This window comes from Streptomyces sp. NPDC051173 (assembly GCF_040689515.1).
In the GTDB taxonomy this organism is placed as follows: Bacteria; Actinomycetota; Actinomycetes; order Streptomycetales; family Streptomycetaceae; genus Streptomyces.
Map to the genome: position 1 here is coordinate 108,862 of NZ_JBFBBD010000009.1, position 24,055 is coordinate 132,916.

The 24,055-nt window shown below is 74.3% G+C and carries 18 protein-coding genes; 6 read left to right on the forward strand and 12 right to left on the reverse strand.

Annotated elements, in window-relative coordinates:
• Positions 1 to 153 precede the first annotated feature (153 nt).
• The 5 genes from AB0435_RS08605 to AB0435_RS08625 form a co-directional block, all read right to left on the reverse strand.
• Complete coding sequence (locus tag AB0435_RS08605; protein WP_366426512.1) at positions 154 to 1,299, reverse strand: XdhC/CoxI family protein; 1,146 nt, start codon at positions 1,297 to 1,299, stop codon at positions 154 to 156.
• 56 nt (positions 1,300 to 1,355) lie between these two features.
• A complete protein-coding gene (locus AB0435_RS08610) occupies positions 1,356 to 2,816 on the reverse strand; it encodes an NCS2 family permease (RefSeq protein WP_366426513.1) in 1,461 nt (486 codons plus the stop codon).
• A gap of 223 nt (positions 2,817 to 3,039) precedes the next feature.
• On the reverse strand, positions 3,040 to 5,628 hold the full coding sequence (pucD, locus tag AB0435_RS08615; protein ID WP_366426514.1) for a xanthine dehydrogenase subunit D: 2,589 nt from the start codon (positions 5,626 to 5,628) through the stop codon (positions 3,040 to 3,042).
• A 4-nt stretch (positions 5,629 to 5,632) separates the two neighbouring features.
• Positions 5,633 to 6,181 carry a (2Fe-2S)-binding protein gene (locus AB0435_RS08620; RefSeq protein ID WP_366006863.1) on the reverse strand — a complete coding sequence of 183 codons (549 nt, stop codon included), beginning with the start codon at positions 6,179 to 6,181 and terminating at the stop codon, positions 5,633 to 5,635.
• Complete coding sequence (locus AB0435_RS08625) at positions 6,172 to 7,059, reverse strand: FAD binding domain-containing protein (RefSeq protein ID WP_366006864.1); 888 nt, start codon at positions 7,057 to 7,059, stop codon at positions 6,172 to 6,174. Before AB0435_RS08625 ends, AB0435_RS08620 begins: the two co-directional genes overlap by 10 nt.
• A gap of 245 nt (positions 7,060 to 7,304) precedes the next feature.
• On the opposite strand from AB0435_RS08625, the gene AB0435_RS08630 reads away from it, so the two are divergent.
• Complete coding sequence (locus tag AB0435_RS08630) at positions 7,305 to 9,014, forward strand: PucR family transcriptional regulator ligand-binding domain-containing protein (RefSeq protein WP_366006865.1); 1,710 nt, start codon at positions 7,305 to 7,307, stop codon at positions 9,012 to 9,014.
• Positions 9,015 to 9,903: 889 nt separating this feature from the next.
• Positions 9,904 to 10,707, forward strand: coding sequence for a hypothetical protein (locus AB0435_RS08635; protein WP_366006884.1), 804 nt, complete (start codon positions 9,904 to 9,906; stop codon positions 10,705 to 10,707).
• 259 nt (positions 10,708 to 10,966) lie between these two features.
• On the opposite strand, the gene AB0435_RS08640 is transcribed toward AB0435_RS08635, so the two are convergent.
• The gene (locus AB0435_RS08640; RefSeq protein WP_366006867.1) at positions 10,967 to 11,761 is read right to left on the reverse strand and encodes a GntR family transcriptional regulator; all 795 of its coding nucleotides are present in this window, start codon (positions 11,759 to 11,761) and stop codon (positions 10,967 to 10,969) included.
• Between the two features lie 114 nt (positions 11,762 to 11,875).
• On the opposite strand from AB0435_RS08640, the gene AB0435_RS08645 reads away from it, so the two are divergent.
• Positions 11,876 to 12,733 carry a (2Fe-2S)-binding protein gene (locus AB0435_RS08645; protein ID WP_366426515.1) on the forward strand — a complete coding sequence of 286 codons (858 nt, stop codon included), beginning with the start codon at positions 11,876 to 11,878 and terminating at the stop codon, positions 12,731 to 12,733.
• Positions 12,734 to 12,931: 198 nt separating this feature from the next.
• Positions 12,932 to 13,981, forward strand: a complete 1,050-nt coding sequence (locus AB0435_RS08650; protein WP_366006868.1) for a DUF2637 domain-containing protein — start codon at positions 12,932 to 12,934, stop codon at positions 13,979 to 13,981.
• A 35-nt stretch (positions 13,982 to 14,016) separates the two neighbouring features.
• Here AB0435_RS08650 and AB0435_RS08655 read toward each other — a convergent pair whose 3' ends face one another.
• The 3 genes from AB0435_RS08655 to AB0435_RS08665 all read right to left on the reverse strand — a co-directional run bounded on the left by AB0435_RS08655 (position 14,017) and on the right by AB0435_RS08665 (position 19,019).
• A complete protein-coding gene (locus AB0435_RS08655) occupies positions 14,017 to 14,499 on the reverse strand; it encodes an ATP-binding protein (RefSeq protein ID WP_366426516.1) in 483 nt (160 codons plus the stop codon).
• A 276-nt stretch (positions 14,500 to 14,775) separates the two neighbouring features.
• Positions 14,776 to 16,518 (reverse strand): pyruvate dehydrogenase, encoded by a 1,743-nt coding sequence (locus AB0435_RS08660; protein WP_366006870.1) that lies wholly within the window; start codon positions 16,516 to 16,518, stop codon positions 14,776 to 14,778.
• A 62-nt stretch (positions 16,519 to 16,580) separates the two neighbouring features.
• A complete protein-coding gene (locus tag AB0435_RS08665) occupies positions 16,581 to 19,019 on the reverse strand; it encodes a protein phosphatase 2C domain-containing protein (RefSeq protein ID WP_366426517.1) in 2,439 nt (812 codons plus the stop codon).
• Between the two features lie 104 nt (positions 19,020 to 19,123).
• Here AB0435_RS08665 and AB0435_RS08670 point away from each other — a divergent pair, with 104 nt between their 5' ends.
• On the forward strand, positions 19,124 to 19,822 hold the full coding sequence (locus AB0435_RS08670) for a helix-turn-helix transcriptional regulator (protein WP_366426518.1): 699 nt from the start codon (positions 19,124 to 19,126) through the stop codon (positions 19,820 to 19,822).
• A 112-nt stretch (positions 19,823 to 19,934) separates the two neighbouring features.
• Positions 19,935 to 20,417 carry a DUF456 domain-containing protein gene (locus AB0435_RS08675; protein WP_366006873.1) on the forward strand — a complete coding sequence of 161 codons (483 nt, stop codon included), beginning with the start codon at positions 19,935 to 19,937 and terminating at the stop codon, positions 20,415 to 20,417.
• 50 nt (positions 20,418 to 20,467) lie between these two features.
• On the opposite strand, the gene AB0435_RS08680 is transcribed toward AB0435_RS08675, so the two are convergent.
• The 3 genes from AB0435_RS08680 to rsgA form a co-directional block, all read right to left on the reverse strand.
• The gene (locus AB0435_RS08680; protein WP_366006885.1) at positions 20,468 to 20,971 is read right to left on the reverse strand and encodes a methylated-DNA--[protein]-cysteine S-methyltransferase; all 504 of its coding nucleotides are present in this window, start codon (positions 20,969 to 20,971) and stop codon (positions 20,468 to 20,470) included.
• Complete coding sequence (locus AB0435_RS08685) at positions 20,968 to 22,449, reverse strand: AlkA N-terminal domain-containing protein (protein WP_366006874.1); 1,482 nt, start codon at positions 22,447 to 22,449, stop codon at positions 20,968 to 20,970. The genes AB0435_RS08680 and AB0435_RS08685 overlap by 4 nt, the downstream gene beginning before the upstream one ends.
• 475 nt (positions 22,450 to 22,924) lie before the next feature.
• Positions 22,925 to 24,016: a ribosome small subunit-dependent GTPase A gene (gene rsgA / locus AB0435_RS08690; RefSeq protein ID WP_366006875.1), complete on the reverse strand. Its 1,092-nt coding sequence runs from the start codon at positions 24,014 to 24,016 to the stop codon at positions 22,925 to 22,927.
• Between the last annotated feature and the right edge of the window lie 39 nt (positions 24,017 to 24,055).

Genomic DNA, 24,055 nt, shown 5'->3' on the forward strand with positions numbered 1-24,055 from the left:
GACAAGACGACTCTCTGAGGTGGTTGAACCGACAATCGAGGCATCCTGCCACACTGGCGTGAACATGCCCGATACCGTCCCCGGAGCCGCGCCTTCCGCAGTCTTCTGTGGTCTTCTGTGGTCTTCTGTGGTCTTCTGTGGTCCTCCGTACGGTCAGGCCGCCCGCGCGTCCCGGTGGATCGGCGTGTGGGCACCGGTGAGCGGCACCCCCGTGCCGCCCCGCCGCGCGGCGACGATCTCGGCGGCTATGGACAGCGCGGTCTCCTCCGGCGTACGGGCGCCGAGGTCCAGGCCGATGGGCGAGCGCAGCCGGTCCAGTTCGCGCTCGCCCACCCCCGCCTCCCGCAGCCGCCCGAGGCGGTCCTCGTGCGTGCGGCGCGAGCCCATCGCGCCGACGTAGGCGACCGGGAGCCGCAACGCCCGCTCCAGCAGCGGGATGTCGAACTTCGCGTCGTGGGTGAGGACGCACAGCACCGTACGGCTGTCGAACTCCTGCGAGTCGAGATAGCGGTGCGGCCAGTCCACCACGACCTCGTCCGCCGCGGGGAAGCGGTCGGCGGTGGCGAAGACGGGGCGGGCGTCGCAGACGGTGACGTGGTAGCCGAGGAACTTCCCGACGCCGGTGAGGGCCGCGGCGAAGTCGACCGCCCCGAAGACGACCATCCGGGGCGGCGGGAGGCTGGACTCGACGAGCAGCACCACCTGTTCACCGCAGCGCGAGCCGCTCTCCCCCGCCCCGTCGTCGCCGTACGCCACCCGGACCGTTCCCGTGCGGCCGAGGTCGAGCAGCGCCGCCGTCTCCCGCGCGGCGGCGTCGTCGAGCGCGCCGGGGCCGCCGAGGGTGCCGGTACGGCCGCCACCGGGCCGTACGAGCAGGGGGCGGCCCAGCAGCGCGGCCGGGCCGTCCACGACACGGGCGAGGGCCGCGGTCTCCCCGCCCGCGGCGGCGGCCAGGGCGGCCGCGTGCACCTCCCGGTCCGGGGCGTCGGCCCGGACCGGGGTGACGAGGATGTCGATCACGCCGCCGCAGGTCAGGCCCACCGCGAAGGCGTCCTCGTCGGAATAGCCGAAGCTCGTCCGCACGCTCCCGCCGTCCGCGAGGGCCGCCAGGCACAGGTCGTAGACCGCGCCCTCCACACACCCGCCGGACACGGACCCGACGACGGCGCCGTCCGCGTCGACGGCCAGGGCCGCGCCCGGCTGCCGCGGCGCGCTGCCGCGCACGGACACGACGGTGGCGACGGCGAAGTCCCGGCCCTGCTCGCACCAGCGGTGCAGCTCCTCTGCGAGGTCCAGCATGTCTCTCTCCTCGGGTGATCCGTATGTGCCGGGTGGCGGAGGCCGCGCGACGGCCCCTACGCCGCCCCCAGCCACCTCTCGATCGGGTGCAGCGCGAAGTACACACCGAAGACCGCCGTCAGCAGCCACATGAACACGCCCGGTTCGCGCCACTTCCCCTGGGCCGTCCTGATGGCCGTGTAGGCGATGACGCCCGCGCCCACGCCCGCGGTGATGGAGTAGGTGAAGGGCATCAGCACCACCGTCAGGAAGGCCGGGACGGCCACCGCCCGGTCGTTCCAGTCGATGTGCCGGGCGTTGCTCATCATCATCGCGCCGATCACCACGAGCGCCGCGGCGGCCACCTCGCCGGGCACGATCCGGGTGAGCGGGGTGAAGAACAGGCAGGCGGCGAAGAAGAGGCCGGTGACCACCGAGGACAGGCCCGTACGGGCGCCCTCGCCCACCCCGGTCGCCGACTCGATGAAGACGGTCTGGCCCGAGGCCCCCGCGACGCCGCCGATCGCGCCGCCCGCGCCATCGATGAGGAGCGCCTTGCTCAGGCCGGGCATCCGGCCGGAGGCGTCGGTGAGCCGGGCCTCGGTGCCGACGCCGATGATGGTGGCCATCGCGTCGAAGAAGCCGGCCAGCACCAGGGTGAAGACGATCATCCCCACGCTCATGGCCCCGAGCGAGCCCCAGCCGCCGAACTCGACGTGCCCGAAGAGGGAGAAGTCCGGCATGGAGACCGCGCTCCCCTTGAGCGCGGGCGCGCCGTTCTGCCAGGTGCCGGGGCCGAGGTGGCCGACGGCGTTGACGACGACGGCGAGGACCGTGCCGGAGACGATGCCGATGAGGATCGCGCCGGGGACCTCGCGGGCCTGGAGCATCAGGACGACCAGCAGGGTGACGCAGAAGATCAGCACCGGCCAGCCCGTGAGCTCGCCTGCCGGGCCGAGGGTGACCGGCCCGCCGCCCGTGGAGGCGTGCACGAAGCCCGCCTTGACCAGGCCGATGAGGGCGATGAACATCCCGATGCCCATGGTGATGGAGTGCTTGAGGGCGAGCGGTATCGCGTTCATGATCAGTTCCCGCAGGCCGGTGACGGCCAGCAGCACGATCACCCCGCCGTAGAGCACGCACATGCCCATGGCCTGCGGCCACGTCATGTGGGGTGCCACCTGGGTCGCGAGCACACCCGAGACGCTGAGACCGGCGGCGAGGGCGAGCGGCACCCTGCCGACGAACCCCATGAGCAGGGTGCTGACGGCGGCCGCGAGCGCGGTGGCGGTGATGAGCCCGGCGTGGCCCAGGGTGTGCCGCGTGGAGTCGGGGCCGGAGAGGATCAGCGGGTTGAGGAGCAGGATGTAGCACATCGCCATGAAGGTGGTGATGCCGCCGCGCACCTCGCGAGCGACGGTGGAGCCTCGCTCGCTGATGCGGAAGTACCGGTCGAGCGGGGAGCGCCCGGCGGGCGGACACGGGCCCGCGCCCGTGCCTTCCGCCGTGGCCCCGGTCTCCACGGATGACTGGGTCATGGTGCCTTCCCAAGGTTCAGAGGGGCACCCGTGGGCGGCCGGTGGGCCCGCCCACGGGATTTGGGATGTGGAACGGCTGCACGACCCGGGGGACGGCCCGAGGCGGTTCGCTGAGCTTTGCCGGCGGCTTATCGTCGGGGACTTCGCCGTTGCCGCCTGCGGCGGGGGCTCCCTTCGCCGGAGGTCACCGCCGCGCGGCGGTGGTGCGGGTACGACACGGCGCTCACGTCCCCGTGAGGTGTTCCGGCCGCACCGGCACCCGCTTCAGTGGCAGACCCGCCGCGGCGCGGATCGCGGCGACGACAGCCGGGGTCGAGGAGAGGGTGGGGGCCTCGCCGACGCCGCGCAGCCCGTACGGGGCGTGGTCGTCGGCGAGTTCGAGCATGTCGACCGGTATGGCGGGGGTGTCGAGGATGGTGGGGATGAGGTAGTCGGTGAAGGAGGGGTTGCGCACCCTGCCGTCCGCCGCGACGACGATCTCCTCCATCACGGCCAGCCCGAGGCCCTGCGTGGTGCCGCCCTGGATCTGGCCCACCACCGAGAGCGGGTTGAGGGCCTTGCCGACGTCCTGGGCGCAGGCGAGCTCGATCACCTTGACCAGCCCGAGTTCGGTGTCGACCTCCACGACGGCGCGGTGGGCGGCGAAGGAGTACTGCACATGGCCGTCGCCCTGGCCCGTCCTCAGGTCGAAGGGCACGGTGGGCCGGTGCCGCCACTCCAGCTCGAGGTCGACCACCTCGCCCTCCAGCACGTCGGCGAGGCCGGCGAGCACCTCGCCCCCGTCGGTGACGACCTTGCCGCCCTCCAGGAGGAGCTCGGCGTGGCTCCAGGCCGGGTGGTGGGCCGCGAAGCGGGCGCGGCCGAGCTCCAGCACCTTCTCCCGTACGGCCTCGCACGCGTGCCGGACCGCGCCGCCGGTGACATAGGTCTGGCGGGAGGCGGAGGTGGAGCCCGCGGATCCGACGCGGGTGTCGGCGGGCCGGATGGTGACCTGGCTGACGCCGAGCTCGGTGCGGGCTATCTGGGCGTGCACGGTGACGCCGCCCTGGCCGACCTCCGCCATGGCCGTGTGCACCGTGGCCACGGGCTGCCCGCCGATGACCTCCAGCCGCACCCGGGCGGTGGAGTAGTCGTCGAAGCCCTCGGAGAAGCCGACGTTCTTGATGCCGACCGCGTAGCCGACGCCCCGTACGACGCCCTCGCCGTGGGTGGTGTTCGACAGGCCGCCGGGCAGGGCCCGCACGTCGGGCGGGCCGCCCGCGCTCTCCCACTCCCGCCCGGGCGGCAGGGGCAACGCCTTGACCCGGCGCAGGAGTTCGGCGACCGGCGCCGGGGAGTCCACGATCTGCCCGGTGGGCATGACGGCGCCCTGCGCCATGGCGTTGCGCTGCCGCAGCTCCACCGGGTCCATGCCCAGCGCGGCGGCCAGCTTGTCCATCTGCGCCTCGTAGGCGAAGCACGCCTGCACCGCGCCGAAGCCGCGCATCGCCCCGCAGGGCGGGTTGTTGGTGTAGAGGGCGAGGGCCTCGCTCTCCACGTTGTCGACGACGTACGGGCCGACGGCGAGCGAGGCGGCGTTGCCGACGACGGCCGGGGAGGACGAGGCGTACGCGCCGCCGTCGAGGACGATGCGGCAACTCACGTACAGCAGCGTGCCGTCACGCGTCGCGCCGTGCTCGTAGTGCAGCTTGGCGGGGTGGCGGTGGACGTGGCCGAAGAACGACTCGAAGCGGTTGTAGACCATCTTGACGGGCCGTCCGGTGCGCAGCGCCAGCAGGCAGGCGTGGGCCTGCATGGAGAGGTCCTCGCGGCCGCCGAAGGCCCCGCCGACGCCGGAGAGCGTCATGCGGACCTTGTCCTCGGGCAGGCCGAGGACGGGGGCTATCTGGCGGAGGTCGGCGTGCAGCCACTGGGTGGCGATGTAGAGGTCGACGCCGCCGTCCTCGGCGGGCACCGCGAGTCCGGACTCGGGGCCGAGGAACGCCTGGTCCTGCATGCCCACTTCGTAGTCGCCGGTGACGACCACCTCGGCGCGGGCGCGGGCGGCGGCGACGTCGCCGCGGAGCACGGGCTGGCGGTGGACGATGTTGGGGTGGGGCACGTGACCGGCGTGGTGGTCATTGCGGCCGGGGTGCAGGTGGGGGGCGCCGGGTGCGGTGGCCGTCTCCTCGTCGGTGACGGTGGGCAGTTGCTCGTACGCCACCTTGATCTTCGCGGCGGCGCGGCGGGCGGTCTCGGGGTGGTCGGCGGCGACGAGCGCGACGGGCTCGCCGTGATAGCGGACGACGCCGTCGGCGAGGACGGGGGTGTCCTTGATCTCCAGCCCGTAGCGGGTCTCGGCGGGGAGGTCGGCGTAGGTGAGCACGGCGTACACGCCCGGCGTGGCGTACGCCTCGGAGAGGTCGACGGACAGGATCCGGGCGTGGGTGTGCGGGCTGCGGAGCGTGAAGCCCCAGAGCATGTCCTCGTGCCAGAGGTCGGAGGCGTAGGCGAAGTCGCCGGTGACCTTCAGGGTGCCGTCGGGCCGCCTGGTGGACTCGCCGATACCGCCGCGGGTGCGGCTGCCCTGGGTGAGCTCGGTGGGGACGCGCGCGGTGCCGGTGCCTCGTCCGGTGCGGGAGGCGCCGGCTTGTGTTGCGATGGTTTGCGGTGTGACGGCTTGTAGCTCGGTGGTGAGGGCGTCGTCCGCCCGCGGCGCCGTGCGGCGGCGCGGCGCGTCGTGGTTCCGCTCCCGGGCGGCGGCCGGGGGCCGGGAGCCGGGCGGCTCGGTGGGGCCGGGCGGGAGGCCGCTCCGTGCGCGGGCCGATGACATCACGTCAGCTCCCCTCTCCGCCGCGGGCGGCCGCGAGGCGCACCGCGTCGAGGATCTTCTCGTAGCCGGTGCAGCGGCAGAGGTTGCCCGAGAGCGCCTCGCGGATGTCGGCGTCGGTGGGGTCGGCGTTGCGCTCCAGCAGTTCGTCGGCGGCGACGAGCAGGCCGGGGGTGCAGAAGCCGCACTGGACGGCCCCCGCGTCGATGAACGCCTGCTGGACCGGGGAGAGTTCGGTGGCGGCCTGGCCGGGCCGCCACTGCAGGGACGCGCCGAGGTCCGTGCCACCGGCGCCGCCGGCCCGCCGCTTCGCGTAGTCGGCGAGCCCTTCCACGGTGTCGACCGTACGGCCCTGGACCTGCCCCGCGGCCACCAGGCAGGCGCACACCGGCACTCCGTCGAGGCGGACCGTGCAGGAGCCGCACTCGCCCTGCTCGCAGGCGTTCTTCGAACCGGGCAGGCCCAGCCGCTCGCGCAGGACGTAGAGCAGGCTCTCGCCCTCCCAGACGTCGTCGGCCTGCTGCGGCCGCCCGTTGACCTCGAAATTCACGCGCATCGGGTGTTCCTCTCACTGCCGCGGTACGCGTCCCAGGTCCAGCCGAGCGTCCGGCGGGCCATGACGCCCACCGCGTGCCGCCGGTACCGGGCGCTGCCGCGCACGTCGTCGATCGGGTTGCACGCGCCGGCGGCGAGCTCGGCGAACTGCCGGGCCAGCGACGGCGGGAGGGCCGTGCCCGACTCCCAGAAGCCGCCCTCCTCCAGCGCGGCGGCCAGGAAGTCCTCCGCCGCGCGGGCCCGCACCGGCGTGGGCGCGGCCGAGCCGATGCCGGTCCGCACGGTGCGGGTGTCCGGGTGCAGGGCGATGCCGAAGGCGCAGACCGCGATGACCATGGCGTTGCGGGTGCCGACCTTGGAGAACTGCTGCGGCCCGTCGGCCTTCCTGATCCGTACGGCCCGGATGAGCTCGTCCGGCGCCAGGGCGTTGCGCTTCACGCCGGTGTAGAACTCCTCCACCGGGATCAGCCGGGTGCCGCGCACCGACTCCGCCTCCACGTCGGCGCCCGCCGCGAGCAGCGCGGGGTGGGCGTCCCCGGCCGGGGAGGCCGCGCCGAGGTTGCCGCCCACGCTGCCGCGGTTGCGGATCTGCGGGGACCCCACGGTGTGCGAGGCGAGCGCGAGGCCGGGGAGCGGGTGGCGGAGCTCCTCCATGATCCGGGTGTACGGCACGGACGCGCCGAGGCGGACGTCGCGGTCGCCGATCTCCCATTCGTACAAATCGCCGATGCGATTCAGGTCGAGCAGATACTCCGGCCGGCGGTGGTCGAAATTGATCTCGACCATCACGTCCGTGCCGCCCGCGATGGGCACAGCCGTGGGGTGCTCGGCCTTCGCGGCGAGCGCCTCCTCCCAGCTGCCGGGGCGCAGGAAGTCCATGGATCTTCTCTTCTCGATCGGGTCCCGTGGGGTGGTGCGAGGGGGTGGTCCGTCCGGGCGGTTCATGTCCTGTTCACGCGGCGTGAGGCCAGTACAAGGCCGGGCGGGCACCCGGGTGCAGTCACCGAAACCATGAAGCGGTTCGCTGGCCGCGGGCCCCGTCTTGTAGATTCGAACGAAAGACGGGGTTCAGAAACCCCACTGCATTCCACTGGTTACAACAAGACAGATCGGCGGCGACCACGATGCGGCTGCGCGCACTCCTGGAGACCGAGGCACTGGGCCTGCGGCTGCTCGGCGGCGAGGACGAGCTGGACCGCTCCGTGCGCGGCGTGATGACCACCGACCTGCGCGACCCGAGCCGGTACCTCTCCGGCGGGGAGCTGGTGCTCACGGGCCTCGCGTGGCGGCGGGAGCCGGAGGACTCCGAGCGCTTCGTACGGATCCTCTCGGCGGCCGGGGTGGCCGGGCTCGCGGCGGGCGAGGCCGAGATGCGCTCGATCCCCGACGACCTCGTGCAGGCCTGCGGGCGGCACCGGCTGCCGCTGTTCTCGGTGGTCGAGGACGTGTCGTTCGCGTCCATCACCGAGCACGTGGTGCGGCAGGTCTCCAGCGAGCGGGCCGGGGACCTGGCGGCGGTCGTCGACCGGCACCGGCGGCTGATGACCTCCGGCCCGGCGGGCGGCGGCCCCGAGGTCGTCCTCGACCTGCTCGGCTCCGACCTGGACCTGCGGGCCTGGGTTCTCTCCCCCACCGGCCGCCCCATCGCCGGTTCCTCGCTGGCCGGATCCGGGCCCGAGCTGCCGGCCGCCGTCTGCGCCACGCTCGCGGGCGAGCACCTCGCCGCCTCGCGCACCGGGCGCCGCGGCCCGCACCGGGTGAGCGCCGCGGGCAACACCTACTCCCTCTTCCCCATCAGCGGGGCCGGGCGCGGCGCCGCCCGCGACGTCCGGGAGACCGTCCTGTCGGACTGGCTGCTGGCCGTCGAGGCGGACGCGGGCGACTGGCCCGCCGAGCGCCTTGACCTGCTCGACGGCGTCACCCAGCTGATCGCCGTCGAGCGCGACCGGCGCGACGCCGCCCGCACGGTGCGGCGCCGGCTCGCCCAGGAGGTCCTGGAACTGGTCCAGACCGGCGCGGCCCCGGCCGAGATCGCCGCCCGGCTGCGGGTGGCGGCGCCCGTGCTGCTGCCGGGCCTCGGCACCGCCCCGCACTGGCAGGTCGTCGTGGCCCGGGTCGAGTGGGACGGCGGCGAGATCCCCGGCGGCCCGGTGGCCCAGGCCCTGCTGGAGGAGATCCTCGTCGACCCGGACGCGTCCGGCACCGAGCCGTCCGACCGGATCGCGGTCGCCCACCTCGGCGACGAGGCCGTGGCGCTGGTGCCGCTCCCGGCGCTGCCCGTCCGCCCCGACCTCCCCGGCCCTCCCGGCGCCGAGGACGACGGCACGGCGACGGCGCCCGGACTGCACGCCGACACCCTCCTCGCCACCGTCCACGAACCCCTCTCCCGCGGCCTCGACGGCGACGGCCGGCTCACGCTGGGCGTCAGCGCCCCCGTGCACTCGGCCGAAGGCCTGCGCGGCGCCCTGGAGGAGGCCCGGCACGCCCGCCGCGTCGCCGCCGCCCGCCCGGGCCGGGTCTGCGCCGCGGGCCACCAGGAGCTGGCCTCGCACGTGCTGCTGCTCCCCTTCGTGCCCGACGACGTCCGCCGCGCCTTCACCGCACGCCTCCTGGACCCCCTGCGCGACTACGACCACCGGCATCGGGCCGAGCTGATCCCGACGCTGGAGGCGTTTCTGGACTGCGACGGCTCTTGGACGCGGTGTGCGACTCGCTTGCACCTGCATGTGAATACGTTGCGGTATCGGGTGGGCAGGATTGAGCAGCTGACGGGGCGTGATTTGTCGCGCTTGGAGGACAAGTTGGACTTTTTCTTGGCGTTGCGTATGAGTTGACCTGCGGGTGCGCCTGCCGCCTGCGGGTGCGCTGCGCCTGCGGGTGCGCTGCGGGTGCGCTGCGGGTGCGCTGCGGGTGCGCTGCGGGTGCGCTGCGGGTGCGCTGCGGGTGCGGCGGGCGGCCTCAATCGCCGGCCGGGCTGGGTTGGTGGCTGGACCGGGGGTGTGACCTCCGGGCTGAGGACCTGGAACGCGGTGCATGGCACCGCCATACGCATTGGGTGCCGTAACGACGCACCGCGTTCCAGAACCCCACCCTCCGGCCCCACCCCCTCCGCCGGTGGGTACCTTCACGGCCGGTGGGTGCGCTGTTCATTTCAGCCGGGTGCACCGGTTCTTTGCGCCGGGCGCGGCCGTTCTCTTCTTTTCAGCCCGTTGGGGGCACCTCTGGGGGCACCCCCGGACGGAGTCCGGGGGAGGTAGCCGGGGGAGTTCGAGGACAACGCGCGAAGCGTGTTGCGGGGGTCCGGGGACTTGCCCCCCACGCGGCGGAGCCGCACATCAGACGCAGCCGGGAAGTGGCGGGGCTGGGGAACAAGCCCCGCCGCAGGCGTCACTCCGCGCCCGCGGTGGCGCGGGCGTCGGCCATCCTGTCAGCCGCACCCTGCTGGAGCGAGGCATTTTCCGCGCGCCGGACGAGCCGCCGGGGAGCGGAGAGGGTGGACGGGAGAGCGGCTTCCGGACCCCTTCCACGCGTACCACATGAGCGCCCTCACGCTCATGGGCCCGTTCACTCTCCGGTAATCTTCCGCTACTGCTGGAAGTCGCCCACCTTTGTGAATTGCTTCACACCTGACCCTTGGCCGCGTCCGGGTCTTCGTGCTGAGATTCGGGTCACGGCTTCCAGCTCGACGGCGCGCTTGGGGAGGGCACTGTGGCGGATACCGCCATGCGGAATTCTGGGTTGTCGGAGGAGCCACCAGGACCACACGGGCCGGACCCGCAAGGGGACGATCCCCTCGAACGAGCCGTCTGGCGACTGCGGTCGCGCGCCTGCTGGGACGACGCCGCCGCGCTGCTCGCCCCGCACGCCGCCGAGGATCCGGGCGCGGCGCTGCGGCGGACGGAGGTGCTGACCGAGCGGTGCGTCTACACCGCGCGGGGCTGGGGGGCCGCGGAGGACGCGCTGCGGGCGGCCGAGGCGCTCGCCACGGACGACGAGGAGCGGGGCGCGGCGGCCTGCGAGCGGGGCCATCTCGCCTACGCGGCCACCCTTTTGGGCGTAAGGGACCGGGCGGACGAGGCGCGGTCCGCGCTGGGCCGGGCGGCCGCGCTGCTGACTCCGGCCTCGCCGACGCGGCCGTTGCTGAACTTCAGGCGGGGGCTCATCGCCCAGCACCTGTCCGAGAACCCCTCCGACGCCACCGCCGCCTTCCAGCGCGCCCACGCGGGGGCGGCCGCGCACGGCCAGCGGCTGCTGCTGTCCTTCACCTGGCGGCACGTGGCGGCCATGGCCGAGCACGACGGCAAGCTCGCCGAGGCCCGGTACGGCTTCGCCGAGTCGCTCCGCATAAGGGAGGAGCTGGGCTATCTGATCGGCATCGCCCCGGCGCTGGCGTCGCTGGCCGCCGTGCTCGCCGATGCGGACGAGGCGGCGCGGCTGCGGGCGGAGGCGGGGCGGCTCGTGCGGCTCCTGGGGGGCGTCCCGGCGTGGCTGGCGGACCGGCTGTCACCGGGGGCGGCCCCGGATTAGCCCGCACTGGGGCCGCGCCCCAGGCCCCGCAACACGCTTCGCCACGGTCCGCACATTCAGCCCGTTGGGGGCACCTCTGGGGGCTCCCCCGGACGGAGTCCGGGGGAGGTGGCTGGGGGGGGTGAGGACACGCGGCGCAGCCGCGTCGGGGTCCGGGGTCTCCCCCCACGCGGCGGAGCCGCACATCGGACGCAGCCGGGAAGGGGCGGGGTAGGGGAACAAAGCCCGCCGCAGGCGCCAGCAACCCGCACCCGACAGCTCAGGCAGCCCCCATGACGTGCCCCGTCAGAAGCGTCTCGACCGCCCCCAGATCGCCCGCCGCCAAGGCGTCGAGCAGGGCCAGATGTTCAGCCGCGTCCGCGGCGAGGCAGGGGGTGCGGGCCGCGGACCACTGGGCCCGGCGGTGGAGTTCCTCGGCGACCGTGGCCAGTTGGCGGTTGCCGGAGAGGCCGAGGAGCGCGCGGTGGAAGGCGCGGTCGGCCTCGGCGTAGTGGGCGCGGTCGCCGGTCTCCGCCGCGGCGGCGGCCGTCTCGGCGAGGGGCCGCAGGTCGGCCCAGCGCGCCGGGGGCACGGTGCGGGCCAGCCGCAGTACGGCCGGGACCTCCAGCAGGGCGCGCACCTCGGCGAGTTCCGCGAGGTCGCGGGCGGTGCGGCGGGTGACGCGGAAGCCGCGGTTGGGGACGACCTCGACGGCGCCTTCCAGTGCCAGCTGCTGCATCGCTTCGCGGACGGGCGTCGCGGAGACGCCGAAGCGCTCGCCGAGCGCGGGCCCGGAGTAGACCTCGCCGGGTATCAGCTCGCCGCTGAGCAGTGCCTTGCGCAGGGCGTCGAGGATCTGTCCGCGCACGGAGTACCGCTGCGGCATGCGGCGTGCGGGAGCGGACCGCGGCGCGGGGACGGTGACCGGGGCGCCGTACGCGTCCTCGCCGTACGCCTCCTGGCTGTGGACGTGCTCACCTCGGACGTGGCCGATCGGCGCGCTGTGCGCGGTGGCCCGTCCGGGCGCGCCGGGGACGGGCCGCGATGCCGCGCCGTGGGGTCTGCCCTGCTCCATGGGGGTCCTCCTGTGTCCATCCGAACCATAGGCGGCCGTTCTGACAGTTCAAACCCCGAACCATCCGGGTAAGGTAAGGCTTGCCTGCAAACGATCGCGATTCGGTGGTATCGCATGCTTCCCGCCCCGGCCGCCCCGTTCTCGCACGTACCCCCTCGGCCGCCCGCCCGGGAGTGCCCCGCCGGCGGCGCGTACGCCCGGCTCGCCGAGGTGTTCCCCCGGCTGACCGTCAGCGTGGAGCCGCCCCGGCGGGGCGACGGCTGGGTGACCGCGGCGGGGCTCGCGGCGGGCGGGGCCGAGCTCGACGCGTTTCTGGCATGGGACGACGAGCAGCTCCTGCGCGACCACGGCGAGCGGGCCCGGCCGACCGTCGTCGCGAGCGTCGGTCTGCACCGCTACGCCTGGCCCCTGTGCCTGCTGGTCACCATCCCGTGGTTTCTGCGCCGCCGGGTGGTGCGGCTGCCCGTCGGGGCCGTCTCCTACGACCGGGCGCGCGGCCGGATGACGGCCCGGATCGCCGACTTCGCCTGCCTGGCCGACGATCCGGCGGCGGGGGATCCGCGCGCCCGGGTCGTCGCGGACGAGGAGGAGCTGCGGGTCCGGGTGCGGGAGGCGGTGGCCGAACACCTCGCACCGGTGCCGGCCGCCTTCCGGCCGCGGATGCGGCGCGGCTCGCGCGCCCTGTGGGGCATGGCGGCGGACGAACTCACCGAGGGCCTCTGGCGGCTGGGCGGCCTGCTGGGCGAGGAGCCGCGCGTGGAGCGGGAGTTGGCGCTGCTCCTGCCGGGCGCCACCCCGCCGTACGCGGGCGGTGCGGCCTTCCGTGCGCCGACCGGACCCATGGGCGAATCGCTGCGGACCCGCGACCGGGCGAGCTGCTGCCTCTACTACACCCTGCGTCCCGATGACACCTGTCTCACCTGCCCTCGTACCGGTGATGCCGTACGAGTAGCACGTATGACCACAAGCTGATTACCTTCACACCACTCGATCGGGTGGAGTGAAACGAACGCAATTCCCTTTTCGCTGGGCGGCGTTCGAATACTCCCACACCTATCTGTATGCCCTTGGCGTCCATTGGCAGGCAGTTGCCCGGAAACCCTTTGGCGAACGGTCCGATTCCGTCAGGATGGCGCGCGAAAGGCCGTACTGCTATGCAAGGGACGCAAGATGAGAGTGACCGATATACCGCTGAATTGGATGCTCCCCAGTGTGGTGGCGCTCGCCGGGGCCGTGGTGGCGGTGACGGTGCTCGCGCGCGGCGGCCGGAACGGCGGCGCGGACGACACGGGGGCTCCCACGGACTCCTGGGAACGCACCGAGGAGCGCAGGCGCCGCAAGGAGGCCATCTACGGCAGCGCCTCGTACGTACTGCTCTTCTGCTGCGCCGCCGTGGCCGCCGCTCTCTCCTTCCACGGGCTGGTGGGCTTCGGCGTGCAGAATCTGGGCCTGACGGGCGGCTGGGAGTATCTGGTGCCCTTCGGTCTCGACGGCGCCGCCATGTTCTGCTCGGTGCTCGCCGTGCGCGAGGCCAGCCACGGTGACGCGGCGCTCGGCTCCCGGCTGCTGGTGTGGACCTTCGCGGGCGCGGCGGCCTGGTTCAACTGGGTGCACGCGCCACGGGGGATGGACCACGCGGGCGCGCCGCAGTTCTTCGCCGGCATGTCCCTCTCGGCCGCGGTGCTCTTCGACCGCGCGCTCAAGCAGACCCGCCGGGCAGCGCTCCGCGAGCAGGGACTCGTGCCCCGCCCACTCCCCCAGATCCGCATAGTCCGGTGGCTGCGCGCCCCCCGCGAGACCTTCGGCGCCTGGTCGCTGATGCTCCTGGAGGGTGTGCGGACGCTGGACGAGGCGGTCGAGGAGGTCCGCGAGGACAAGCGGCAGATGGAGCGGGACCGGGTGCGGCGGCGCGAGGCGGGCAAGCTGGAGCGGGCCCGCATCAAGGCGTACAACCGCCAGCACCGGGTCTGGGGCCGCGCCCGCACCGGGCGGCAGGTCGAGGTGACCGGGCCGGCCGTGCCCGCGGCCGCGCAGCCGCCGCAACTCGGCGCGGAGCCTTCCATAGCGGCCGAAGGACAGCTTCCCGTACGCGCGCGTCCGCTCCAGGCGGTGAGCGGCTCTGATCCGATCGACCTCACCGCCGAGGACGACACCCAAGCCATCCCGCGGCTCGACTCGCTGGAGGCCAAACTCGCCCAGATCGAGCGACAGTTCGGCTGAGCCCCCATGGGCCCTGGGTCGCCCGAAGCGGCGGTTCAGGGCTCTTGGGCGTCCAGCTCGAACCAGACCGATTTCCCCACGCCGTGCGGGTGGACGCCCCAGCCGTCGGCGAGGGAGTGCACGAGCAGCAGACCGCGGCCCGAGGTCGCGGTCTGCTCGATGTCGTCCGTCCCGTCGTCCCGGCCGCCGGTGCGTGCTCCCGGGACGCGCAGGGCCGGGTGCCTGGCGACGAAGTCCCGCACCTCGACGCGCAGCCGTCCCTTGGCCCATGCCTCCGCGCCACCGGTGAGCGTGGCCTTCATCACCGCCGCCCCGTCGGTGTGCACCAGTGCGTTGGTGACCAGCTCGCTCGTCAGCAGCTCGGCCGTGTCCGCGCGCCCCGGTGCGCCCCAGTGCGCCAGCAGCGCGCGGAGTTCCGCGCGCACGTGGCCCACCGCCGTGAGGTCGCGACGGCCGAGCCGTCTCTCGAAACGTGGCACCGAGGACGCGGGCGCGTCCCCCGCTCCGCTCGCCGCCATGCTCCCCGCGGCCCTTTCCCTGCCCGCGTGGCCGTCCGCGCTCGCCAGGCCTGCAGTCCGCCGTTTCATCCTTCCCTGTACCCGACCCCTCCCCGGCGCACCGGCATCGAACACGTTCACGCTCACTCACGGCAATGCATGCCCCGGCCCGCGGGCGACGACTCCTGTTGACCCATCAACAAGGCGATATGACTGGAATAACGAGCCCACCCGTGCCGCGCGCGAATATGCCGTCGGCCTGTGGCGAACGGAGGTTTTCCGCGTGGCTTTCCTTGGTCAGGGGCGCGGTACGTTGCGGAGGTTGGAGCGCGCCATTTGCAGCATCCGGCCGACGCCGCCGTCCAGCACCATCTTTCCCGCGGAGAGCGCGAAGCCGCTGACCATCTCGGCGCTGATCTTCGGGGGGATGGAGAGGGCGTTGGGGTCGGTGACGATGTCGACCAGCGCGGGCCCCTTGTGCCGGAAGGCGTCGCGCAGCGCGTCACGCACCTGCTTGGGTTTCTCCACCCGCACGCCGTGGGCTCCGGCGGCCCGGGCGAGGGCCGCGAAGTCGGGGTTCCGGTTCGTCGTTCCGTACGAGGGGAGCCCGCTCACCATCATCTCCAGCTCGACCATGCCGAGCGAGGAGTTGTTGAAGAGAACGACCTTCACCGGCAGGCCGTACTGCACGAGCGTGAGGAAGTCGCCCATCAGCATGGAGAAGCCGCCGTCGCCCGACATCGCCACGACCTGGCGGCCGGGGTCGAGGAACTGGGCCCCGATCGCCTGGGGCAGCGCGTTCGCCATCGAGCCGTGGGTGAACGAACCGATGACCCGGCGACGGCCGTTGGGCGTGAGATAGCGGGCCGCCCAGACGTTGTTCATGCCGGTGTCGACGGTGAAGACCGCGTCGTCGGCGGCCTCCTCGTCCAGGACGGAGGCGACGTACTCGGGGTGGATCGGGGTGTGCTTCTCGACCTTGCGCGTATACGCCTTGACGACCCCCTCCAGGGCGTCGGCGTGCTTCTTGAGCATCCGGTCCAGGAAGGCGCGGTCGCCCTTCGCCCGCACCTTCGGCGTGAGGCAGCGCAGGGTCTCTCGCACGTCGCCCCACACGGCGAGGTCGAGCCGGGACCGGCGGCCGAGGCGCTCGGGCCGCACGTCCACCTGCACGATCCGCACGTCGTCGGGCAGGAAGGCGTTGTACGGGAAGTCGGTGCCCAGCAGGATCAGCAGGTCGCACTCGTGGGTGGCCTCATAGGCGGCGCCGTAGCCGAGGAGCCCGCTCATGCCGACGTCGTAGGGGTTGTCGTACTGGATCCACTCCTTGCCCCGCAGGGCGTGCCCGACCGGCGCCTTCACCCGCTCCGCGAACGTCATCACCTCGTCGTGCGCGCCCGCGGTGCCGCTGCCGCAGAAGAGGGTGACCTTCCCGGCCTCGTCGACCATCCGGGCGAGCGCGTCGATCTCCGTGTCCCCGGGCCGCACGGACGGGCGGGCGGGCAGCGGCGCGTGGTCGGCACCCGCCTCGGGGGCCTGCTGCCCGGCGATGTCACCGGGCAGGGAGATGACGCTGACGCCGCCTTGCCCGATCGCGTGCTGGACGGCCGTGCGCAGCACCCGGGGCATCTGCCGGGGGCTGGAGATCAGCTCGCTGTAGTGGCTGCACTCGCGGAACAGCTGGTCCGGGTGGGTCTCCTGGAAGAAGCCGGTGCCGATCTCGCTGCTGGGGATGTGCGAGGCGAGGGCCAGCACCGGGGCCATGGAACGGTGGGCGTCGTAGAGGCCGTTGATCAGGTGCAGGTTGCCGGGGCCGCAGGAGCCCGCGCAGGCGGCCAGCCTGCCGGTCAGCTGTGCCTCGGCGCCGGCCGCGAAGGCGGCGGTCTCCTCGTGGCGGACCTGGACCCAGTCGACGGCGGCGTTCCGCCGGACGGCGTCCACCACCGGGTTCAGGCTGTCGCCGACGACTCCGTAGAGCCGCCGCACCCCGGCGCGCACCAGGATGTCGACGAACTGCTCCGCCACCGTCCGCTTCGCCATCGGGCCTCCTCCGGATCGGGTCTCGGCCGGCTCCTTCCCCTATGAACCCACGGAACACATGGCTATGCCTCCCAGAGCACGCACGCGGTGCGGTCGTCGGCGTACCCCGTCACCCGCAGCTGGGCGTCCCCGAGGAACGCCGCCAGCCCCGGCGGCTCACCCCCGGACCAGCGGCGGGCGAGCTCCTTGCCCAGCTCCGGCTCGCCGCGCAGCGGCTCGGCCATGCCCGTGCTGCACAGCAGCAGGCCGTCGCCCGGCCGGGCGACCGACGCCCGGAAGCGGAACGGCTCGCCCGGCACCTCGGCCGGTTCGACGGGCGGGGTGACGCCGGGGGTGGGGATGCCCAGGTCGATCGTCATCCGCTCGTCGGGCGCCGTGCCCTGCTCCACCGCGGGTTCGAGCCCCGGGCAGATCTCCGTGGGCTCCGGGTCGAGGTCCTGCCAGCCCCCCTCCCGGAGCCGGAAGAGGCCGCCGGTGCCGACGCCGAAGAAGACACGCGTACGGCAGGCGGGGTCCGCGGTCAGGAGCAGGCAGCGCACGGCGGCGGTGTACTCCTCGGGGCGCACGCCCAGTTCGGCCGCGCGGGCGCGCAGCCTGCCGTACGAGCGGTCGGTGAGCCGGTGCAGCCCGGACCTCAGCTCGCCGCGGCGCCCGCCGCGGATGTCGTCGGCCAGCCGGGCGTGGCTGCGCCCCACGGCGCCGCCGAGCCAGGCGCAGATGTCCCGGGCCGCGCGGTGCGCCTCACCGGCCGCGCGGGTGCCGCTGGCCATCGCGACGAAGACCAGGGCGCCGTCACCGTCGCCGAAGCGGGTGGTCAGCAGGGCGTCGCGGCGCGGCTCGCCGCGGTAGCGCGCCGAGTCGCCGCGCAGCGAGGTGGCGCGCAGGGTCACCGCGCCGTAGCAGGCACCGTCGAGCACGGTGTCCGGCACGACGTCCGCCAGGTGCCGGGGGTCGCCGGCGGGCCAGGCGGTCGGCTCGGCGTCGTACGTGGGCGGGCGCTCCCCCACGAACTCGGCGGCGCGGGCGGGCTTCCGCGTCTGCCGGGGCACGAGCGGCACCCGTGGCGCCCGCTCCTCGGCAGGCTCGGGCCGGGCGGAGAAGAGGGCGTCCCAGGGCTGCATGGTCTGCGGAGGCTGGGAGGCGTCGCGGGGCTGGGGTGACCTGGCGGGCGAGAGGGGCTCGCGCGACCGGCGGGATCCGGGTGGCAGCGGGTCGTCGGGCTGCCGGGGGTCGACGGGCGGGACGGCAGGGGCGCGCGGTGGGCGGGAGGAGGTGGGGAACAGGGCGTCGAGGGGCGAACGGGGATCGGCGGGAGGGAGAGGGTCGCGGGACGGGCGGGATCCGTTGGACGGGAGGGAGTCACGCGACCGGCGGGAATCGCCTGGCGGCTGAGGGTCGCGCGCACGGCGTGAAGCGGGCCCGGGAGGCGCCTCGTTCGGCCGGGACGGCAGGGGCTTGCGCGGGGGCGTCGCCCCGCGCGGCTGCCGGTCCCGTGGGGCGGTGTCGCGCGGCTGCTCGCGCCGTGGCGTCGGGAGCGGTGCCCGGCGCTCCGGGGGCGCGGCCGACGGCTCGTCCGCTGGCTCGGCGTCCGCCGCGCGCGGGCTCTCCTCGGCCTCCTGGGGCGCGTCGGTTACCGGTGGGGCCTCCGAGGTGGCCTTCTCCCGGGACTTCGGGGACCAGAGCGGCTCCCGCGACTGCGGAGGGCGGGGTGGCAGCGGGCCCTCCCACATGTCCCCGGGCTCCGGATCCAGGGTGGGAGTCCCGTCCGGCTGCGCCGGACCGGGCGGCGGGAGCGCGTCCCGCACGGGGAGCGGTTCGAGCGGCTCCCCCGGAAGCGGGGACTCCGCGGGGGGCAGCGCCTCCCGCGGCGGTGGTACGGACTGCCCAGGCGGCTTGCGCAGCGGTGAGGTGGGCCGCGGGGTGTTCATGGGCCGGGGCGACGGCCGCCGTACGTTCACGGGCCGGGGCGCGCTCGCGGGCCGGGCGACGTTGGCCGGCCGCAGGGACTCCGGGAGCTTCACCGGCTTCTCGGTCGGGCCGCTGGGGTCCGCGGGCTCGGGGAGCCGGGGCGGCGGGGCGGGGGCGCGGGGCGGTGGCACCTGCCCCCTGGTATCGGGCGGTGGCACGTCCCTGGTGATCCGCTGCGCCCGGTCCGGCGAGGGGAGCGGGGGCGGGCCCACGGGGTCGGCGGGCGGCTGGAGTTCGGGCGGGCCGGGCAGGCCCCGGGTGTGCGGCGCTCCGTAACCCATCGACAGCGAGGGGAGCCCTCCCGAGGGAGGAGCGGATCGGTCGCCGCCGTCTCTCGTCGCGCGCGCCGCCCGCCCGACCGGTTCCGCTCCGGGCACGGCACCCGTCGCTCTGACGACCGCGGCGACGGAGGTGAAGCGTTCGTCGAGGCTGTCGTCCGCGGCGGCGGAGCCGGTGTCGGGTTGATTCTTGTCGTACAACTCGCCCCACCAGGCGTCCTCTTGGCCGGAGCGTTGATCCCCCTGCTGACTCATGCCCTTATTGTCCACACCTCGGGGCATACGGGAAGAGTGCACGAAGGAACCGCCCCCAGGGATGATGTCCGCATTCGAAACGCGGTCGCGGGGAGGGATGTCGCTTGCTCAGTGCCATAGGTCTGGACGCCGTCCGGGAGACAGGGCAGTGCGAGCGGCCGACACAACGGCCCGACGGGAACAGCGCGGTGGAACTGGTGACCGGTTACCACGCCGTCGCCGAACGTCTGTTGCGGCTGCGGTTCGCCGCCACCCGCGAGATCTGCACGCTGATGGCGGACAGAGCCTCGCTCACCACGGGTGACGCGGTCAACGGCGTGCACCAGCGCACGGTTGTCGGACGTGACGCTCCGGCGCGCGGCGCCGCTCCCGCGCCGGTGTCCGGCCACCACGGACCGGCCGCCCGAGTCCGGGCCGTCGGCCGGGTGCCCGCCGAGTTCGTCGTCGCCGACCGCGCGGCCGCGCTGGTGGTGCTGTCCCCGCACACCGCCCTCGCGGTGCGGCCCGGCGCGCTCCTCACCTCGCTGGCCGACCTCTTCGAGGACGAGTGGCGCCGGGCGCTGCCCTTACGGACGTGCGCGGACGACGCGCCGTACGAGGCCGCCGAGCCGGACGCCGTCGACCTGGAAGTGCTCTCGCTGCTGCTCGCTGGCCTGACGGACGCCGGCGCCGCCAAGCAGCTCGGGCTGGGCCTGCGGACGGTGCAGCGGCGGGTGAAGCGGCTGATGGAGCTGGCCGGGGTCACGACCCGGCTCCAGCTGGGCCGGCACGCCGCCGAACGCGGCTGGACGGCACCGCGCTGACCTGCACCGATCCGCTCGCGGGCCGACGGGCGCCGGTGGTTGGGCGAATACCGGCCACGCTGTCCGCAATCGTCCGGAAGCGGTGCCGCGCGCCTTCCGGCAACCTTGGTCCATGGGGACGTGGCAGCTGGTCCTGGTCGGTCTGGTGATGCTGCTCGGCCTGCTCGGCGTGGTGACCCCGGGGGTGCCGGGACCGCCGATCGTCTGGGCCGGGGTGCTGTGGTGGTCGATGACCGAGCGGACCGCCCTGGCCTGGGCCGTGCTGGCCGGTGCCACGGGGGTGCTGCTGCTGAACCAGGCCGTGATCTGGCTGCTCCCGGCCCGGCACCTGCGGGGCGCGGGCATCACCCGCCGCGCCTTCCTGGTGGCCGGCGCGGCCGGGATCGCCGGGTTCTTCCTCGTGCCGGTGCTGGGCGCGGTCCCGGGCTTCGTCGCCGGGCTCTACGGCGTGGAGCGGCAGCGGCTCGGCGGGCACGGCGAGGCGTGGGCGTCGACGCGGAACGTGATGCGGGCGCTCGGGACGAGCGTCCTGGTCGAACTGTTCGCCTGCCTGCTCGTCGTGGGGGCGTGGATCGGATCGGTGTTGCGGGGGTGATCTCCCCCGGCGCCGATTGACAGATCGTCCAGTTCCGTTGACCGGAGCGGTCAAGCGCGCGGTGCTTCGAGACCGAGCAGCAGCCGCTTGCGCTCCAGTCCTCCCGCGTATCCGGTGAGCGAGCCGTCCGCGCCGATCACCCGGTGACAGGGGCGCAGCACCAGCAGCGGGTTGGCGCCGATCGCGCCGCCCACGGCGCGGACGGCGGCGCGCGGGGCGCCGATGCGGGCGGCCAGTTCGCCGTACGTGGTGGTGGAGCCGTACGGGACGGTGTCGAGCGCGTCCCAGACCCGCCGCCGGAACTCCGTCCCCTGCACGGCGAATTCGAGCGCGAAGTCCTTGGACTCCCCCGCGAAGTACGCCGCGAGCTGGCGTCCGGCCTCCGCGAAGGCACCGGGGTCGCGCTGCCAGTCCGGCCCCACGGTGGCACCGTTCTTCTGCCCCGGCACGGACAGCGAGACGAGGGCGGTGCCGCCGGGCGCGGTCGCGGAGGGCGTGCCGGCGAGCAGGAGCGGGCCGAGGGGGCTGTCGATCTCGGTGTAGAGCACGGTCAGACGTCCTTCACTGTGTCGGGGCGGGGCTCGGCGGCGCGGAGCCGCAGGTGGTGCAGTGCGTACGAGCGCCAGGGGCGCCAAGCGGCGGTGTCCTCGACGGGCGTGCCGGTGTCCTCCGCGTCCTCCGCCAGGAAGACGTCCGGGTCGCCGAGCGCCCGCATCCGGATGTGACCGGCCGTCCGGGCGTCGATGCCGGGCAGGGTGAGCAGGGCGCGTTCGGCGGCGTCGCGGTCCGCGCCGGGGTCGAGCCGGACCGCGCCCTCCGCGAGGGCAGTGGTGAGGGCGCGCAGCGCCCGGCGGGCCGGCTCCGGAACGTCGTCGAGGGCGGCGCCGGCGAGGGTGCCGGCGCCGGGGAAGACATGGGTGAGGGCGCCGTCCGGTGCGGCGAGGGGCTTTCCGTACGCGCTCACCAGCCCGCCCGCGAGCGCCGCCGCCTCCTCGGCGGTCCTGCCCCGGGCCAGCACGGCGCGCACGGCGAGCTCGTCGCCGTCGGCCGCGCCGGGCGAGCGCAGGCCCGGCCGGGCGTCGACGAGGGGCCGCAGCAGGGGGTCGGCGCGAAGGCGGCCCGCGACGGCGTACGGGTCGGCGTCGAGGTCGAAGAGGCGGCGCACCCGCTGCACGGCGGCGGCCAGATCGCGCGGGTCCGACAGGTGCAGGTGGCAGTCGAGCCACTGGCCGTGGTGCGCCGGGGCGGGTTCGCGGACCTCGGCGACGGCGGTGCCGTACGGCAGGCGCAGGGTGCGGCGGAAGAGGCGGGCGCCGGGGGTGCCGCGCACCTCCTCGATGCCGGGAACGGCGCTCCTGTGGAGGTCGTCGAAGATCTCCCGCGCGGCGTACGGGCCGCGGTGGGCGAGCCGCAGCGGGATGCCGGCCGCGGTGGTCGGCGCGGGGCCGCCGCGGCGGCCGGGCGCCCGGCCGCGCAGCGCGGTCGGCGTGCAGGCGTAGATCTGCCGGACGGTGTCGTTGAACTGCCGGACGCTCTTGAACCCCGCCGCGAACGCGATCTCCGTGACCGGCAGCGATGTCGTCGTCAGGAGGATCCTCGCGGTGTGGGCACGCTGGGCCCGCGCGAGGGCGACCGGGCCCGCACCGAGCTCCGCCGTGAGCTGGCGGTGGACCTGGCGCGCGCTGTACCCGAGCCGGTCCGCGAGGCCCTCGACGCCGGCGCGGTCCACGATCCCGTCCCCGATCAGCCGCATCGCCCGCCCGACGAGATCGGCCCGTACGTTCCACTCCGCGGACCCGGGCACGGCGTCCGGCCTGCACCGGCGGCAGGCCCGGAACCCGGCCCCCTGCGCGGCGGCGGCAGACGCGTGAAAACTCACGTTGCCCCGCTTCGGGGTGACCGCGGGGCAACTGGGCCGGCAGTAGATCCCCGTGCTCGCCACACCGAAGAAGAACTCTCCGTCGAAGCGGGCGTCCCTGCTGCACACCGCTTGATAGCGGGAGTCGTCGAGGGAGGTGGGGGTGTCTTCCATACGATCCAGTCTGCGGCATCGCCTGCGGCGGCCCTGGCGGAAATCGGACGCGGTGTTGGGGGCGGGGGGCTTTGTTCCTCGGAGCCGGTCGCATCTGATGTGCGGGTCCGTTGCGCCTGCGGCGGGCTTTTTCCCCAGCCCCGCCCCTTCCCGAAACTGGGGCGCGTGCCCCAGACCCCCGGCTGCCTCGCCGTTGCCTCCCCCAGCTACCGCTGGGAGGTGCCCCCAGCGGCGGGGGCGCCCTGCGGGCGCGTCCTCAATCGCCGGACGGGCTGAATGGTGCGGACCGTAGCCGCATATCCAGCCCGTCCGGCGTTTGAGGACACCGCGCGAAGCGTGGTCGGGGGGCTGGGGGTCTCCCCCAGTTTCGGGAAGGGGCGGGGTGGGTGAAAAGCCCGCCGCAGGCGGCGGCCGGGGCGCAGCCCCCACGCGGCGGAGCCGCGCATCAGGCGCACCCCGACCCCGCAGACCAGCGTCAGCGCCCCCGTTTGCGGGCGAACATCTCCCGCCCCTCCGCCTGCTTCCGCTTCCAGTCTCGCCGGATCTCCGCCCGGAGCCTCGCGTCGGTCCGGGCGGCGATGCGCTGGTTCTCGCGGAGCAGCTTGCGGTAGCTGTCGAAGCGGCGCTGCGGAAGGGCGCCGGAGGACAGCGCCTCCAGGACCGCGCAGCCCGGCTCGCTCTCGTGGCCGCAGTCGTGGAAGCGGCAGCGCGCCGTGAGCGCCTCGATCTCCGCGAACGCCAGCGCCACCCCGGCGTCCGCGTCGTACATCCCCACCCCGCGCAGCCCCGGTGTGTCGATGAGGACGCCGCCGCCCGGCAGCGGCAGCAGATTGCGCGTGGTGGTGGTGTGGCGGCCCTTGCCGTCGCTGTCGCGTGTGGCGTTGACGCCCTGGACGTCCTCGCCGACCAGGGCGTTGGCGAGCGTGGACTTCCCGGCGCCGGACTGGCCCAGGAGCACGGACGTGCCGCCGGCGAGCGTCGCGGCGAGCACGTCGACGCCCTCGCCCGTCGCCGCGCTGACCGCGAGGACCTGCGAGCCCGGCGCGGCCGCCGCGGTGTCGTCGAGGAGGTGGCCGAGGACGACGGGGTCGGCGACGAGGTCGGCCTTGGTGAGGACGACGACGGGCGTGGCCCCGCTCTCCCAGGCGAGGGTGAGGAACCGCTCGATCCGGCCGAGGTCCAGCTCGGCGGCGAGGGAGGAGGCGACCACGGCGTGGTCGACGTTGGCGGCGAGGATCTGGCCCTCGGACCGCTGGGAGGAGGTGGACCGGACGAAGGCCGTACGGCGCGGCAGCAGCGCCCGTACGAACCCCCGGGTGAGGTCGACGGCCGCCCAGTCGCCGGTGCACATGATGCGCAACGGGTCGCCCGTGGTGACGAGCGCGGTGTCGGCCTGCACGGTCCGTACGCCGTCGCCGTCGGGGACGACGAGGTCGCAACGGCCGCGGTCCACGCGGACGATCCGGCCGGGCGTCAGGCCCTCGGCGGCGTGCGGGGCGAAGCTTTCAGCGAACCCTTCGTCCCAGCCGTAGCGGGTGAGGGGGTGCGGAGCGGTGAGCTCGGACAAGGTGGGAGTCCTTCAGGAGGGAGTGGATCGTTACCTGCT

Excerpts from the sequence above, each read along its gene's own strand:
- AB0435_RS08650 (WP_366006868.1), top strand. The coding sequence starts at position 12,932 with ATGAGAGTGACCGATATACCGCTGAATTGGATGCTCCCCAGTGTGGTG.
- AB0435_RS08645 (WP_366426515.1), top strand. The coding sequence starts at position 11,876 with ATGCTTCCCGCCCCGGCCGCCCCGTTCTCGCACGTACCCCCTCGGCCG.
- AB0435_RS08640 (WP_366006867.1), bottom strand. The coding sequence starts at position 11,761 with ATGGAGCAGGGCAGACCCCACGGCGCGGCATCGCGGCCCGTCCCCGGC.
- AB0435_RS08655 (WP_366426516.1), bottom strand. The coding sequence starts at position 14,499 with ATGGCGGCGAGCGGAGCGGGGGACGCGCCCGCGTCCTCGGTGCCACGT.
- AB0435_RS08605 (WP_366426512.1), bottom strand. The coding sequence starts at position 1,299 with ATGCTGGACCTCGCAGAGGAGCTGCACCGCTGGTGCGAGCAGGGCCGG.
- AB0435_RS08610 (WP_366426513.1), bottom strand. The coding sequence starts at position 2,816 with ATGACCCAGTCATCCGTGGAGACCGGGGCCACGGCGGAAGGCACGGGC.
- AB0435_RS08625 (WP_366006864.1), bottom strand. The coding sequence starts at position 7,059 with ATGGACTTCCTGCGCCCCGGCAGCTGGGAGGAGGCGCTCGCCGCGAAG.
- AB0435_RS08635 (WP_366006884.1), top strand. The coding sequence starts at position 9,904 with ATGCGGAATTCTGGGTTGTCGGAGGAGCCACCAGGACCACACGGGCCG.
- AB0435_RS08660 (WP_366006870.1), bottom strand. The coding sequence starts at position 16,518 with ATGGCGAAGCGGACGGTGGCGGAGCAGTTCGTCGACATCCTGGTGCGC.
- AB0435_RS08630 (WP_366006865.1), top strand. The coding sequence starts at position 7,305 with ATGCGGCTGCGCGCACTCCTGGAGACCGAGGCACTGGGCCTGCGGCTG.
- AB0435_RS08620 (WP_366006863.1), bottom strand. The coding sequence starts at position 6,181 with ATGCGCGTGAATTTCGAGGTCAACGGGCGGCCGCAGCAGGCCGACGAC.
- pucD (WP_366426514.1), bottom strand. The coding sequence starts at position 5,628 with ATGTCATCGGCCCGCGCACGGAGCGGCCTCCCGCCCGGCCCCACCGAG.
- AB0435_RS08665 (WP_366426517.1), bottom strand. The coding sequence starts at position 19,019 with ATGAGTCAGCAGGGGGATCAACGCTCCGGCCAAGAGGACGCCTGGTGG.
- AB0435_RS08675 (WP_366006873.1), top strand. The coding sequence starts at position 19,935 with ATGGGGACGTGGCAGCTGGTCCTGGTCGGTCTGGTGATGCTGCTCGGC.
- AB0435_RS08685 (WP_366006874.1), bottom strand. The coding sequence starts at position 22,449 with ATGGAAGACACCCCCACCTCCCTCGACGACTCCCGCTATCAAGCGGTG.